The organism is Rhodococcus sp. AG1013, assembly GCF_003350365.1.
GTDB lineage: Bacteria > Actinomycetota > Actinomycetes > Mycobacteriales > Mycobacteriaceae > Prescottella.
This window is the reverse complement of sequence record NZ_QQAT01000002.1, coordinates 48,700-62,148: the sequence shown is the minus strand read 5'-3', so window position 1 is coordinate 62,148 and position 13,449 is coordinate 48,700. Positions and strand designations below refer to the sequence as shown.

Below are 13,449 nucleotides of genomic sequence, written 5' to 3'. Positions count from 1 at the left end.
GTACAACGACGACGAGGGAGGGCGGGCACCGATGGATGTCGTTATCGGGCAGCTGTTCACCGGCCTGAGTATCGGGTCGATCCTGCTACTGGCGGCACTGGGGCTGTCGCTGACGTTCGGCCAGATGGGCGTGATCAATATGGCCCACGGCGAGTTCATCATGGCCGGCTCTTACACCGCTTACGTGGTGCAGCAGGTCATTTCGAGCGCCGGAGCCTCACTGCTGATCTCGCTGGCGGTCGGCTTCGTGGTGGGCGGCCTGATGGGTGTCCTGCTCGAGGCCACGCTGATCCGGCGGATGTACCACCGTCCACTGGACACGCTGCTGGTGACGTTCGGCGTCGGGCTGGTGTTGCAGCAACTGGCGCGGGACATCTTCGGCGCCCCCGCCGTCAATGTGGTGGCGCCGTCGTGGCTGTCCGGTGGCGTCGAGATCCTCGGGGCGGTGGTACCCAAGACCCGCATCTTCATCCTGGTCCTCGCGATCGTCGCGGTCGCGGTCCTGTCGTTCGCGTTGGCGAAGACGTCGATGGGGCGGCGGATCCGCGGGGTGGTTCAGAACCGCGACCTCGCGGAGACCAGCGGAATCTCCTCACGCCGAACCGATGTCACGACCTTCTTCATCGGCTCCGGCCTGGCCGGCGTCGCCGGTGTGGCGTTGACGCTCATCGGCTCCACGAGCCCGACCATCGGCCAGTCGTACCTGATCGACGCGTTCCTCGTGGTCGTGATCGGCGGGCTCGGCCGGATCGCGGGCGCGGTGGTCGCGGCGTTCGTGCTGGGCATCCTCAACTCGTTCATCGAATACTCCACCACCGCGTCGATCGCGAAGGTGATCGTGTTCGTGCTCATCGTCATCTTCCTGCAGGTCCGCCCGCAGGGGCTGTTCGTGGCCAAGACTAGGAGCCTCGTATGACCGTGCTCAGTCGTTATCGGGCCTGGGTAGGGTTCGCCGTCGCGGCGGTGGCACTGTTCGCCGTCGCGCCGGCCCTGCTCTCCGACTTCAGGCTCAACCTGCTGGCCAAGTTCCTGTGCTTCGCGATCGTCGCGGTCGGAATCGGATTGGCTTGGGGCCGTGGAGGAATGCTCACCCTGGGACAGGGCGTGTTCTTCGGCCTCGGCGCGTACATCATGGCGATGCATCTCAAGATCGCCGACGCCGAACTGCGCGGCGATGCGGTACCGGACTTCATGCAGATCGCGGGCATCCGCGAACTGCCCGGCTACTGGCTGCCGTTCACGTCGCCGCTCACCACCATCGCCGCGATCCTCGTCGTCCCCGCCCTGGTCGCGTTCCTGCTGGGGATCGGGGTGTTCAAGCGCCGGGTCAAGGGCGCGTACTTCGCGATCCTGTCGCAGGCCCTCGCGGCGGCGTTCGCGATCCTGCTGATCGGACAGCAGTCGATCGGCGGTTCCAACGGACTCAACCGTTTCCGCACGTTCTTCGGCTTCAATCTGGCCGATCCGGCGAACAAGCGGATGCTGTTCTTCATCGCGGCCGCCGTGCTCCTGGTGGTGGTCGCCCTCACCCGGCAGCTGATGAACTCGCGCTACGGCGAACTGCTGGTCGCCGTCCGCGACCAGGAGGAGCGGGTCCGGTTCCTCGGCTACGACCCCGCCAACATCAAGGTCGTCGCGTACACGGTCGCCGCGTTCTTCGCAGGTATCGCGGGCGCGCTGTTCGTGCCGATCGTCGGCATCATCTCCCCCGCTGATGTCGGCATCGTGCCCTCGATCGCGTTCCTCATCGGCGTCGCGATCGGCGGTCGCACCACGCTGCTCGGCCCGGTGCTCGGCGCGATCGGCGTCGCGTGGGCCCAGACGACGCTGTCCGAGAACTTCCCGTCGGCATGGACGTACGCGCAGGGCCTGCTGTTCATCGTCGTGATCGGCTTCTTCCCCGCCGGGATCGCCGGTATCGCGACGTTGCTGCGGCGCCGCACCCTCGTCACCACACCGCCACCGGACCCCGAATCCGAACCCGCCCGCGAGATGGAGGCCGCGCGATGAACCTCACCCGCCACCAGCCGGCACTCGGCGGCAACGCCGGAATGTCCAGCCAGTACCTCGAGATCCGCGACCTGCGGGTCACGTTCGACGGGTTCACCGCCGTCGACGGCGTGGATCTCACCCTCCTGCAGGGTGATCTGCGCTTCCTCATCGGCCCCAACGGTGCCGGCAAGACCACCCTGGTCGACGCCGTCACCGGGCTGGTCCCGGCCTCCGGTTCGGTCACCAAGTCCGGCGTCGAGTTGCTCGGGCAGAAGGTGCACAAGATCGCACGGCTGGGAGTGGGCCGAACCTTCCAGACGGCATCGGTGTTCGAGGAACTCACGGTGCTGCAGAACCTCGACATCGCCGCCGGGGCCGGACGTTCGGCGCTGACGCTGCTGCGCCGCCGCAAGTCCGTCCTGCCGCAGATCGAGGAGGCTCTCGAGACGATCGGCCTGACCCAGCTGCGTGACCGCAAGGCCGGGATCCTCGCGCACGGCCAGAAGCAGTGGCTCGAGATCGGCATGCTGCTGGTGCAGGACGCCGACGTGCTGCTGCTCGACGAACCGGTCGCCGGAATGAGCCACGACGAGCGTGAGGAGACCGGAAATCTGCTGCGCCGCATCGGCGGTGAACGGACCGTCGTGGTCGTCGAGCACGACATGGACTTCATGCGGGCGTTCGCGACATCGGTAACGGTGCTGGCCCGAGGCAAGGTGATCGCCGACGGCAGCGTCGAGGAGATCCAGGCCGATCCCATGGTGCAGCAGGTGTACCTGGGTACCACCGCTGCCGCAGCCCAAACCGCGTCCGCTGCCGCGAGTGTCCTCGAGGAGGCCTGATCATGCTGGAGCTCATCGACATCCACACCGGGTACGGCCGCACCGAGATCATCCACGGCGCCTCGGTGTCGGTGCCCGCCGACGGCGTGGCCGCCGTGATGGGGCACAACGGCGCCGGCAAGACGACGCTGCTGCGGGCCGCCGTCGGGCTCGCGAAGATCGCGTCGGGCAAGGTCCTGCTGGACGGCGAGGACATCACGAGGCTGCGTCCGAGCGCCCGGGTGGCGCGCGGGCTCGCCTACGTCCCGCAGGGGCAGCAGTCGTTCGGACAGCTCACGTGCGCGGAGAACCTGCAGGTGGTGGCGGACGGCCGCAAACGGGGCAAGGCCCTGATCGACGAGCAGCTCGCGCTGTTCCCGGCGCTCGAATCGCTCCTGGGCCGCCGGGCCGGGCTGCTGTCCGGCGGCCAGCGACAGCAGCTCGCGATCGCCCGGTCCCTCATCACCGAGCCGCGGGTGCTGGTGCTCGACGAGCCGACCGAGGGCATCCAGCCGTCGGTGGTCGCCGAGATCGAGTCCGCGATCGTCGAACTCACCCGGCGGGGCAACCTCGGAGTCCTGCTGGTGGAGCAGCACATCGGGTTCGCGCTGCAGTCCGCCGAGCGCTACTACATCCTCGAGTCCGGCCGCATCACCTCCACCGGCGTCGGCGGTGCCGGCGCCGAATCCGTCGTGCGCACCGCCATGGCTATCTGACGAGCCCACCCGGAGCCACTCTCCCGAACCGATCGAAGGAGCCCTCCCGTGTCCCACGGCTTCGACACCCTTCTCGTCGCCAACCGCGGCGAGATCGCGTGCCGCATAATGCGATCCGCACGCACGCTCGGCCTCAAGACCGTGGCCGTGTACTCCGACGCCGATGCGTCCGCGATGCACGTCGAGATGGCCGACGCCGCCGTCCGACTCGGCCCGGCACCCGCCGCGGAGTCCTACCTGCGCACCGATCTGGTGATCGACGCCGCGCTCGCGAGCGGCGCCGGCGCCATCCACCCCGGCTACGGGTTCCTCTCGGAGAACGCCGAATTCGCGGCCGCCGCCGCACAGGCCGGAATCGCATTCGTCGGCCCCACCCCGGAGCAGTTGCGGGTGTTCGGCAACAAACACACCGCCCGGGAGGCGGCGCGGGCCGTGGGCGTCCCCCTGGTGCCGGGCAGTGGACTGCTCGCGACGATGGACGACGCACTGGCCGAGGCCGACCGCATCGGATACCCGGTGATGCTCAAGGCCGTCGGCGGGGGCGGCGGCATCGGAATGCAGGCGTGTTTCACCCCGGCCGCACTCCGCGGGGCGTACGAGACGGTGCAGCGCCTGGCCGCGGCGAACTTCTCGTCGTCGGGAGTGTTCCTGGAGCGCTTCGTCGCCCGTGCCCGGCACGTCGAGGTCCAGGTGTTCGGCGACGGCGGCGGCCGCACGCTGAGCCTCGGCACCCGCGACTGCTCGCTGCAGCGACGCCACCAGAAGGTGGTCGAGGAGGCGCCGGCGTCGGGCCTGCCCGATCACGTGGTGGACCACCTGCTGCGCTCGTCGCGCGAGCTCGCGTCGTCGGTGCACTACCGGTCCGCGGGGACCGTCGAGTTCGTGTACGACGTGGACCGCGGCGAGGCATCGTTCCTGGAGATGAACACCCGTCTGCAGGTGGAACACCCGGTCACCGAGGAGGTCACCGGCATCGACCTGGTGGAGTGGATGCTGCGACTGGCGGCCGGCGACACCCGGATGCTCGACGGCCTGCCCGACTCGGGCCCCGCAGTCACCGGGCACGCCGTCGAGGCCCGCGTGTACGCCGAGGATCCCGGTCACGACTACCGCCCGAGCGCCGGCACGCTCACCGCCGTCCGGTTCCCCGCCGCCGCGCGGATCGAGACGTGGGTCGACACCGGCACCGAGGTGAGCGCGCACTACGACCCGATGATCGCGAAGATCGTCACCCGGGGAGCCACCCGCGAGGACGCCTTCGCGAACCTGGACGCCGCGTTGACCGAGACCCATCTGTACGGCGTGCAGACCAATCTGCCGCAACTGCGCCACGTCTGTGCGGGGCCGGTCACCGAGTACACCACCGCATCCCTCGCGGACCTGCCGTCGACCGGGCCGCGCATCGACGTGCTGCGCGCCGGGACGATGACCACGGTGCAGGACCTGCCGGGCCGGATCAGCCTGTGGGAGGTCGGTATTCCGCCGTCAGGTCCGATGGACGACCTGTCGCTGCGGCTCGCCAACACCGCGGTCGGCAATCCGGTCGGCGCGCCGGGCCTCGAGTGCACGCTGCAGGGTCCGCGTCTGGTGTTCTCCGCTCCGGTGACGGTGTGTGTCACCGGCGCCGACGTCCCGGTGACCGTCGACGGGCTTGCTGTGCCGATGTGGGAGCCCGTGACGATCACGGCGGGCGCGACGCTCGACATCGGCTCGCCCGCGGAAACCGGCCTGCGCACCTACCTCGCGGTGCGCGGTGGCCTGGACGCCCCGCTGTTCCACGGCAGCGCCTCGACGTTCACGCTCGGCGGGTTCGGCGGCATCACCGGCAAGGCCGTCGCGACCGGGGACGTGCTGGGCATCCTCGATGCCACCGATGTCCTCGCCGACCCGGCACCGGTACCGTCCGACTCCCGCCCCGAGTTCGCCCACACGTGGCACCTCGCGGTCACCGAGGGGCCGCAGCCGTCGCCGTCGTACTTCACCGACGCGGACATGACCCAGTTCTACGGGACCACCTGGACCGTCGCGAGTCACGCGAACCGCACCGGTATCCGTCTCGACGGCCCCAAGCCCACGTGGTCGCGCCCCGACGGCGGCGAGGCCGGGCTGCACCCGTCGAACCTCCACGACAACCCGTACAGCGTCGGCGCCCTCAACGTCTCGGGCGACACCCCGATCCTGCTGGGCCCGGACGGACCCAGTCTCGGCGGGTTCGCGTGCCCGCTCACCGTGGTGAGCGCGCACCGCTGGAAGATGGGCCAGATCCGGCCGGGCGACGCGGTGCGCTTCGTGCCGGTACCCGACGAGGCCGCCGATGCGCTGCGGCGGTCGGATGCGGATCGGTCGAAGGATGTTCCCGCCGTGCGTATCTCGCGCGGCGACGGCGGCGTCCTCGGTCGCGCGCCGGAGGGCGAGGATCGCCCTGCCGTGGCGTATCTGCGGGGCGGCGACGACAACATCCTCGTCGAGTACGGCCCGATGACGCTCGACCTGGGACTGCGGATGCGGGTGCACGCGCTGTCGGAGGCGCTGGCGCAGCTGAAGGTGTCGGGCCTGATCGACGTCACCCCGGGCGTGCGGTCGCTGCACCTGCACTTCGATCCCGATGTGCTGCCGCAGTACCGGGTCCTCGGGCTGCTCCGGGAACTCGAGGAGCAACTGCCCGCGACGCACGACCTGGTGGTCCCGAGCAGGATGGTGCGACTGCCGTTGTCGTTCGACGACCCTTCCATCGCCGAGGCCCTCGACCGCTACCGCAGCGGGGTGCGTGAGAGCGCTCCGTGGTTGCCGTCGAACACCGAGTTCATCCGGCGGATCAACGGACTCGACAGCGTCGACGCCGTGCGCGACGCCGTGTTCGACGCCGAGTACCTGATACTCGGCCTCGGCGACGTGTATCTCGGTGCCCCGCTGGCGGTCCCGCTCGATCCACGGCACCGCCTGGTGACCACCAAGTACAACCCGGCCCGCACGTGGACGCCGTCGGACGCGGTGGGCATCGGCGGCAAGTATCTGTGCGTGTACGGCATGGAGTCGCCCGGCGGCTATCAGCTCATCGGGCGGACCGTCCCGATCTGGTCGGGCTACCGGCAGCGCGCTCCGTTCGAGGCGGGCAAGCCGTGGCTGTTCCGGTTCTTCGACCGGATCGTGTGGGAGCCGGTCACACCCGAACAGCTCACGGAGGCCCGGGCCGAGTCGCGAGCGGGCCGGTTCGACGCCGACATCAGCGAGGGCACGTTCGCGCTCGCCGACCATCTGCGATTCCTGGAGGCGAACGCCGACTCGATCGCGCAGTTCGAGGCGCGGCAGAGCGCGGCCTTCGAGACGGAGAAGCGTGCGTGGCACGCGGCCGGCGAGTTCGACCGGACCGAGACCGCGCCGGCGCCCGAGCCGGAACCGGCCACCGTCGACGTCCCACCGGGTGCGGTGGTGGTGGAGGCGCCGATGGTCGGCAACGTGTGGCGGGTGGAACTGTCACCCGGACAGCAGGTCTCGGCCGGTCAGCCGGCGGTGATCCTCGAAGCGATGAAGCTGGAGATGCCGGTCCCCTGCCCCGGGTCGGGCACCGTCCTGCAGGTGCTCACGGTGCCGGGCGCCAAGGTGGCGCCCGGGACACCGCTGGCCGTCATCGGCTGAGCTGCTCCTCGGCCAGCACCTTGACCTCCCCCTTGGCGACCTTTCCGCCGGGCGCCAAGGGGAGACGGTCGACGGTGACGACGTGCTCGGGGATGTACTCGCGGGTCACGCCCTGCTCGGCGAGCCAGGACGACAGCTCGGTCGCGGCGAGCGCGGTGCCGTCGGCGGTGACCACCACGGCACACACCTTCTCGCCGAACAGCGCGTCGTGCACGCCGACCACGGCCACCATCACGATCGCCGGGTGGGCGCGCACGAACTCCTCGACCTCGACCGCCGAAATGTTCTTGCCGCCGCGGATGATGATGTCTGCCTTGCGACCCACGACCCGGACCCGTCCGGTGGCATCGATCTCGACGATGTCGCCCAGCAGCATCCAGCCGTCGCTGGTGTACAGCTCGGTGTTGGCCGCGTCGTCGTCCCAGTAGCCGTGGCACATGAGCGGACCGTTCACGCCGGGCTGGCCGCGTCGCTCGGCGCCCAGCACCTCGACGCCGGCGTCGTCGAACACCCGCACCTGCATGTTGTCCAGCAGGTGCCCGCAGGTGCGCAGGCGGGTGTCGGCGTCGTCGTCGACGGTGGTGACGCTCACCGCGCCGGTCTCGTTGGAGCCGTAGAACTGCAGTACCGCCGCCCCGGTGCGCTCCTCGAACGCCAGGGCCTCCGAGTACGGCACCGCCTCACCGCCGGTGAACATCGCCCGCAGTGCGCTCAGGTCCGCCTCGCGGCCGCGGTCGGAGCGCAGCAGCATCTTGAACTGCGTACTGACACAGTTCAAGACGGTCACCCGTTCCCGCTCGAGCAGGTCGATCATGGTGTCCGCGTTGAACCGCTCGAGCACCACATTGGGTGCGCCGAGCAGCGTCGGCAGGAAGTGCGACGTCCACAATCCGAATCCGAACGGCGCCGGGACCGCCCCGAAGAAGACGTCGTCGCCGGTGATGTTGCCGGCGCGCCCCGCCACCTCCGAGAACGCGATCCAGCGGTGTTCGGTCTGCGTCACCAGCTTGGGCAGACCGGTCGTGCCGGACGTGGAGTTGAGCATCGATACGTCCCGGATGCCGAAACGCGGACTGGTGGCGTCGAACCGGCGTTCGCCCACCGCGATCGGGCGCCCGGCGGCGTCCTCGACCACCACCGACCCCAGATCGTCGACGTAGACGACATACTCGGGCCCGCCGGTGCGCTCGCGCAGTTCGGCGACGAGCGGGGCGATGTCCTGGCCGCGCATCGTGCGCGCGGTGACGAGGACCCGGCAGTCCGCGCGGGTCGTCAGGTGCGCCACTTCCTTGATCCCCGAACGCGATCCGATGCCCACGGCGATCCGGCCGGTCCGGTACGCGGCGCACAGCGCGGCGTGGAACACCATGGTGTCGGGCAGGTACAGCGCGACCGCGCCGGGTTCGCCGTCGCCGTCACGGTCGGCCAGCGCCGCCAGCGCGGACGCGATCCGGTCGGCCGTCGCGTCGTAGCTGGCCCACGAGATGCGGGCGTCGGGTGTGATGAACGCGAGGTGGTCGGGGATGGTGAGCGCCCAGTGCCGCACGAGCTCACTGACGCTGAGGTCGGCGAACTTCTCGGGAGCGGTGGCGAATTCGCCGACCGCGATGTCGAGTGTCGTGGTGATGTTCCCCATCGGACTCACTTTCCCACCGTCGTTTCCAGGAGGCCCATCGACTGCTTGTAGGCGGCGTCGAGCGAGTCCGCATCGGACCGGGTGTCGATGATCCGGCCGCGCTGCATCACGTAGCCGCGCTGCACCACCGACTCGAGCGCGGCGAGCGCGGGCTCGGCGACCAGCACCGTGACGCCGTCCGCTGCGAGATCGCCCACGAGCGAACGCAGTTCGGCGACGATCTTCGGAGCGAGACCGGTCATCATCTCGTCGAGCAGCAGGACCTTCGGCGTCGACAGCAGTGCCCGGCCGAGCACCAGCATCTGCTGCTCGCCGCCGCTGAGCACACCCGCGTAGCTGCGCGCACGTTCGCGCAGCACCGGGAACCGCTCGAACGCCGACTCGATTGCGTCCTTCTTCAGGCCCTGCAGGTCGGCGCCCACCTGGAGGTTCTCGAGCACCGACATCTTCATGAACAGCTGCCGGCCCTGCGGGACGTACGCGAATCCCTCCCGCACCCGCTGCAGCGCCGACATCGAGTCGACCCGGCGACCGTCCACCGCCACCTCACCGGTCCCGCGCACCGAGCCGTAGACGGCCCCGAACAGGCTGGACTTGCCGGCACCGTTGGGTCCGACGATCGCGGTCACCGTGCCGGGCGTGGCCGTGAACGAGACGCCGTCGACCGCGACGGCCGACCCGTACCGGACCCGCAGGTCCTTCACGTCGAGCGTGGTCATGAGTTTTCCTCTCCTGCCCCGAAGTACACCTCACGCATCGCGTCGCTCGCGAGACATTCGGCGGGTGCGCCGTGGAAGGCGACCGAGCCGAAGTCCAGCAGCACGACGGTGGTCGCGAGTTCGGCGATGAGATCGACGTTGTGGTCGACCAGCACCACGCCGCGGCCCTGCGCCTGGATCTTGCGCACCGCGCCGGCGATCGCGGCGATACCGGTGTGGTCTGCACCCGCGAACGGCTCGTCGAGCAGCAGGACCTGCGGGTCGGTCGCCATCGCGCGTGCCACCTCGACCAGACGCTGGCCGCCCAGGCTCAGTTCGCCGCACGCACTGGTGGTGTCGTCGATCGCGTATTCGTGCGCAACGGCGCGGGCACGGTCGGCGGTGGCGTCCCAGTTCTCGAACGGACCCTTGAGCGCCCACCACAGCGAGTGCAGCGGCGTGCGCATCCGCCGCCCGTACAGCGCGGGCACGATGTTCTCGACCGCGCTCAACTCCAGGGCCAACTGCGGGTGCTGGAAGGTGCGCGACAGTCCCTGCCGCGCCCGCTTCTCACTGGCACCGGTCAGCGTCCGACCTGCCAGCGTGACGGTGCCGGCGTCGGCCCTCTGCGTGCCGAAGATGCAGTCGACCAGTGTGGTCTTGCCGGCGCCGTTGGGGCCGACGAGTCCGACGACCTCACCGGGCGCGACGGTGAACGAGACGTTGTCGACGGCGCGGACGCCGCCGTAGTTCTTGGTGAGCCCGGAGACCTCGAGCAGCGCGCTGCCGGTCATGAGCGATCACTTCCTTCCTCGACCGAGCCGGACTTCGTGGAACCGGTGAGACGACCGAATGCAGCGGAGACCCAACCGATCACGCCGCCGGGGGCGATGACGAGGATCAGCAGCACCGCGATTGCCAGCAGCAGCTCGCCACTGCCCTGGTAGCCGGGCATGTTGAGGGTCACGATCACCACGATCAGCGCACCGAGCGGGGCACCCCACGCGCTGTTGCGACCGCCGATGATCGGCATGAAGATCGCGAGGAACACGATGCTCAGCGTGAACGTCTCGGGCGTGACCGCCTGCACCGAGACGGTGAACAGCGAGCCGCCGGTCGACGCGATGGCGGCACCGATCGCCAGCGCGATCACCGTCAGGTGTGCCGGATTGACGCCGGACGAGCGGCCGGCGTTCTTGTTGTCGCGCGCCGCGCGCAGCGTCAGACCCCACACCGACTTGCGAAGTCGGTCGACGATCACCGCGATCGCGCATACGAACAGGATCGCGAGCACCACCAGGGTGTACCGCGGCGGCTGCCAGCCGAACAGGGTGACCGCCTCGACACCCGAGATGCCGGCGGAGCCGCCGGTGAAGCTGGGCCCGTCGATCAGCCAGTGCTCGAACGCGATTCCGAACAGCAGCGTCACGGCGGCGAGGTAGAAGCCGGACAGCTTCTGCGTCGCGAGCGCCAGGATCACCGCGACCACCGCGGCCACCAGGGACCCGATCACCCAGCCCCACCACATCGACAGCCCGGTCTTCACCGAGATCAGCGCGACGGCGTACGCGCCGATCGCGGCGTACGCGCTGTAGGCCATCGACAGCGAGCCGGCCATCACGAACGGGATGTACATGCCCAGTGCGATCAGCGAGTACGTCGCGGCGAGGAACACGAGGTCCTGCCGGTACAGGCTCGGGCCCATCCACAGCAGGACGCCGGCGACCACCGCGAGGGTGATGCCCACTTCGACGGCAATGTTCTTCAGTGAGCGGTTGGTCCGCGCGGATCGGGCCGACGCGGCCGATTCCGACCTCCGTGACGTGTCGGTCAGCATCAGACGCGCACCTTCCTCGAGAGCATGCCCTCCGGCCGGAAGGCGAAGAACACCAACGCGATCAGCAGGATCGCGGTCTGTGCGGCGCTGGCACCGAAGTAGTACGGCGCGAACACCTGGACGAAGCCCAGCAGCATGCCGCCGATCAGCGGCGCCCAACTGCGGCCCGTACCGCCGATCACCAGGGCGATGAACGCCGTCAGCGTCCACGACAGACCGCTGGTGAACTGCACACCGGCCTTGGACGCGAACAACAGTCCGGCGATCGCAGCGATCAGGCCCGCGACGGTGAACGCCACCAGACGCACCCGGTTGACCGGCAGCCCCAGCACGCGAGCCGCCTCCGGGTTGTCGCCCACCGCGCGCAGCAGCCGTCCGGTCTGCGAGGTCTGCAGCCACACACCGACCGCGACGAACACGATCGCGGTGCCGGCGATCAGCACGATCGACGAGCCGTCGACGGTGGCGCCGGCGACGGTGACGGCCTGGAAGTCGAAGAGCTTCTGCCCCGGCAGCGGGGTGCGGCCGAAGATGGTGCCGGCCATCTGCTGCACCGCGAACAGCACCGCGGTGACAGCGACCAGTGCGGGCAGTTCACCTCGGCCGGACCGCTTCTGGACCTGCTGGACCACGAGCTTCTCGGTGATCACCGACAGCGCCATGCCGACTGCGAGGCCGAGCAGCAGCGCGAGCCACAGCGGGACACCGTAGTCGACCACCACGAAGCTACAGGCCATGGCGGCGGCCATCGCGTACGGGCCCATCGCGAAGTTGAAGAAGTCCGCCCCCACCACCACGAGATACATACCCAGGGCGATGAGTGAGAAGAACGCGCCGATCTCGAGAGCGGCGAGCCAGAGTTGTGCGTCAGTCATGCTTGTGTCTCCTTCGTCAGCCACACGGAGGCTGGTAGGACGCCCACGGCCCGTCGGGCTTGTTGTCGGGCCCGAACTCGACGAGCACCAGGCCGCACAGGCTGTCGGGCGCGAGGTGGTCGTCGGGGCTGTACGACAGCGTCAGGCCCTCCTGGCCGAACGTCGCGGGGATCCCCGACACCTGCTGCAGTGCGTCGCGCACCTTGTTGCGGTCGGTGTGGTCGCCGGCGATCTCGAACGCGCTCTCGAGCATCATCACGGCGTCGTACGCCTGTGCGTCGTACGCGGTGAGCTGATAGTCGGCGCCCTTGACCCTGCGCACCTGCTCGGTGAACGCGGCTGTGCGCGTGTTGTTCTCGCTGAGGCTGCCCATGTAGACCATGCCAGTGAGCGCACCGGGGTCGGCCAGCGCCCACGACTTGGGCTGGTTGCCGATCGACGCGAGCGAGAAGCGCTGCGCCTGCGGATAGATCTTCGCGAGCGTGTTGTGCGCGAGGATCTCGAAGTGCCCGCCGATGCTGGCGACGAGGATCGCGTCGGGCTTGGTCCCGGTCACGCGCGAGGCTTGTGCGGTGAGGTCGGCGGCGTCGACCGGCGCCTTCTCGACGGCGGTGACGTCGGCGCACTTCTCGAGCGCGGGCCGCAGCGTCTTGATGATGCCGTCGATCGAGGCGCTGGCGTCGCCGAGGATGCCGAGCGTCTTGTAGCCCATCTTCTCGAACGCGCCGCAGTACACCTCGGCGTACTGCTTGAGGGAGTTCGGGATCATGAACGCGTAGCCGTTGTCCGGCGCGTTCGCGAACGCGTCGGACAGGACGACGGGCGCGATGGCCGGGATCTCGGACTGCTGCAGCACCGACTTGGCCTGGATCACCGAGCCGGAGCCGGTGGCGAGGAGCACCGCGCTCGCGCCCTGGTCGACCAGCTTGCGGATGATCGACGGCGTCTTGGTGGGGCTGGACTCGTCGTTCTCGACCACCAGCCGGACCGGCTTGCCGTTGATGCCGCCTGCGGCATTGATGAGGTCGACGGTGAGCCGGACCGTGCTGCCGGCGATGGTGCTGTACGACGCACCCGGACCCGTCGAATCCTCGTCGAGGCCGATCACGATCTCGTCGGGCGACATCTCACCCGCGGACGCGCACCCCGCCACGCCCAGCGTTCCCACTGCGGCGGCCACCGCCAACGCGACGACCCTTCCGATTCTCACAACCGACTCCCGTCTCGCCCGCCAGACC

11 protein-coding genes are annotated in these 13,449 nt (G+C 69.4%); 5 read left to right on the top strand and 6 right to left on the bottom strand.

Annotation, left to right across the window (positions count from 1 at the left end):
• Nucleotides 1–31 precede the first annotated feature (31 nt).
• Genes urtB through uca form a run of 5 tightly spaced genes read left to right on the top strand, consistent with a single transcriptional unit; the run spans nt 32 to nt 7,165 of the window.
• Nucleotides 32–916: an urea ABC transporter permease subunit UrtB gene (gene urtB / locus DEU38_RS02865; RefSeq protein ID WP_114718639.1), complete on the top strand. Its 885-nt coding sequence runs from the start codon at nt 32–34 to the stop codon at nt 914–916.
• Nucleotides 913–2,010, top strand: coding sequence for an urea ABC transporter permease subunit UrtC (gene urtC / locus DEU38_RS02860; RefSeq protein ID WP_114718638.1), 1,098 nt, complete (start codon nt 913–915; stop codon nt 2,008–2,010). Before urtB ends, urtC begins: the two co-directional genes overlap by 4 nt.
• Nucleotides 2,007–2,834: an urea ABC transporter ATP-binding protein UrtD gene (gene urtD / locus DEU38_RS02855; RefSeq protein ID WP_114718637.1), complete on the top strand. Its 828-nt coding sequence runs from the start codon at nt 2,007–2,009 to the stop codon at nt 2,832–2,834. The genes urtC and urtD overlap by 4 nt, the downstream gene beginning before the upstream one ends.
• A 2-nt stretch (nt 2,835–2,836) precedes the next feature.
• The gene (urtE, locus tag DEU38_RS02850) at nt 2,837–3,529 is read left to right on the top strand and encodes an urea ABC transporter ATP-binding subunit UrtE (protein WP_114718636.1); all 693 of its coding nucleotides are present in this window, start codon (nt 2,837–2,839) and stop codon (nt 3,527–3,529) included.
• A gap of 48 nt (nt 3,530–3,577) precedes the next feature.
• The gene (uca, locus tag DEU38_RS02845) at nt 3,578–7,165 is read left to right on the top strand and encodes an urea carboxylase (protein WP_114718635.1); all 3,588 of its coding nucleotides are present in this window, start codon (nt 3,578–3,580) and stop codon (nt 7,163–7,165) included.
• Here the strand turns inward: uca and DEU38_RS02840 are convergent.
• The 6 genes from DEU38_RS02840 to DEU38_RS02815 are packed head-to-tail and all read right to left on the bottom strand — an operon-like array spanning nt 7,155 to nt 13,421.
• Complete coding sequence (locus DEU38_RS02840) at nt 7,155–8,801, bottom strand: class I adenylate-forming enzyme family protein (protein WP_114718954.1); 1,647 nt, start codon at nt 8,799–8,801, stop codon at nt 7,155–7,157. The two genes, uca and DEU38_RS02840, sit on opposite strands and share 11 nt — an antisense overlap.
• A gap of 5 nt (nt 8,802–8,806) precedes the next feature.
• Nucleotides 8,807–9,520, bottom strand: coding sequence for an ABC transporter ATP-binding protein (locus tag DEU38_RS02835; protein ID WP_114718634.1), 714 nt, complete (start codon nt 9,518–9,520; stop codon nt 8,807–8,809).
• Nucleotides 9,517–10,293 carry an ABC transporter ATP-binding protein gene (locus DEU38_RS02830; protein ID WP_114718633.1) on the bottom strand — a complete coding sequence of 259 codons (777 nt, stop codon included), beginning with the start codon at nt 10,291–10,293 and terminating at the stop codon, nt 9,517–9,519. The genes DEU38_RS02835 and DEU38_RS02830 overlap by 4 nt, the downstream gene beginning before the upstream one ends.
• Complete coding sequence (locus tag DEU38_RS02825) at nt 10,290–11,336, bottom strand: branched-chain amino acid ABC transporter permease (protein WP_114718632.1); 1,047 nt, start codon at nt 11,334–11,336, stop codon at nt 10,290–10,292. The genes DEU38_RS02830 and DEU38_RS02825 overlap by 4 nt, the downstream gene beginning before the upstream one ends.
• Entirely contained in the window at nt 11,336–12,211 is an 876-nt protein-coding gene (locus DEU38_RS02820; protein ID WP_114718631.1) for a branched-chain amino acid ABC transporter permease, read from the bottom strand. Before DEU38_RS02820 ends, DEU38_RS02825 begins: the two co-directional genes overlap by 1 nt.
• A gap of 16 nt (nt 12,212–12,227) precedes the next feature.
• Nucleotides 12,228–13,421, bottom strand: coding sequence for an ABC transporter substrate-binding protein (locus DEU38_RS02815; protein WP_114718630.1), 1,194 nt, complete (start codon nt 13,419–13,421; stop codon nt 12,228–12,230).
• Between the last annotated feature and the right edge of the window lie 28 nt (nt 13,422–13,449).

What these genes read in the sequence shown, in the direction of transcription:
- urtB (WP_114718639.1), top strand. Translation starts at nt 32, where the DNA reads ATGGATGTCGTTATCGGGCAGCTGTTCACCGGCCTGAGTATCGGGTCG.
- urtC (WP_114718638.1), top strand. Translation starts at nt 913, where the DNA reads ATGACCGTGCTCAGTCGTTATCGGGCCTGGGTAGGGTTCGCCGTCGCG.
- urtD (WP_114718637.1), top strand. Translation starts at nt 2,007, where the DNA reads ATGAACCTCACCCGCCACCAGCCGGCACTCGGCGGCAACGCCGGAATG.
- urtE (WP_114718636.1), top strand. Translation starts at nt 2,837, where the DNA reads ATGCTGGAGCTCATCGACATCCACACCGGGTACGGCCGCACCGAGATC.
- DEU38_RS02840 (WP_114718954.1), bottom strand. Translation starts at nt 8,801, where the DNA reads ATGGGGAACATCACCACGACACTCGACATCGCGGTCGGCGAATTCGCC.
- DEU38_RS02835 (WP_114718634.1), bottom strand. Translation starts at nt 9,520, where the DNA reads ATGACCACGCTCGACGTGAAGGACCTGCGGGTCCGGTACGGGTCGGCC.
- DEU38_RS02830 (WP_114718633.1), bottom strand. Translation starts at nt 10,293, where the DNA reads ATGACCGGCAGCGCGCTGCTCGAGGTCTCCGGGCTCACCAAGAACTAC.
- DEU38_RS02825 (WP_114718632.1), bottom strand. Translation starts at nt 11,336, where the DNA reads ATGCTGACCGACACGTCACGGAGGTCGGAATCGGCCGCGTCGGCCCGA.
- DEU38_RS02820 (WP_114718631.1), bottom strand. Translation starts at nt 12,211, where the DNA reads ATGACTGACGCACAACTCTGGCTCGCCGCTCTCGAGATCGGCGCGTTC.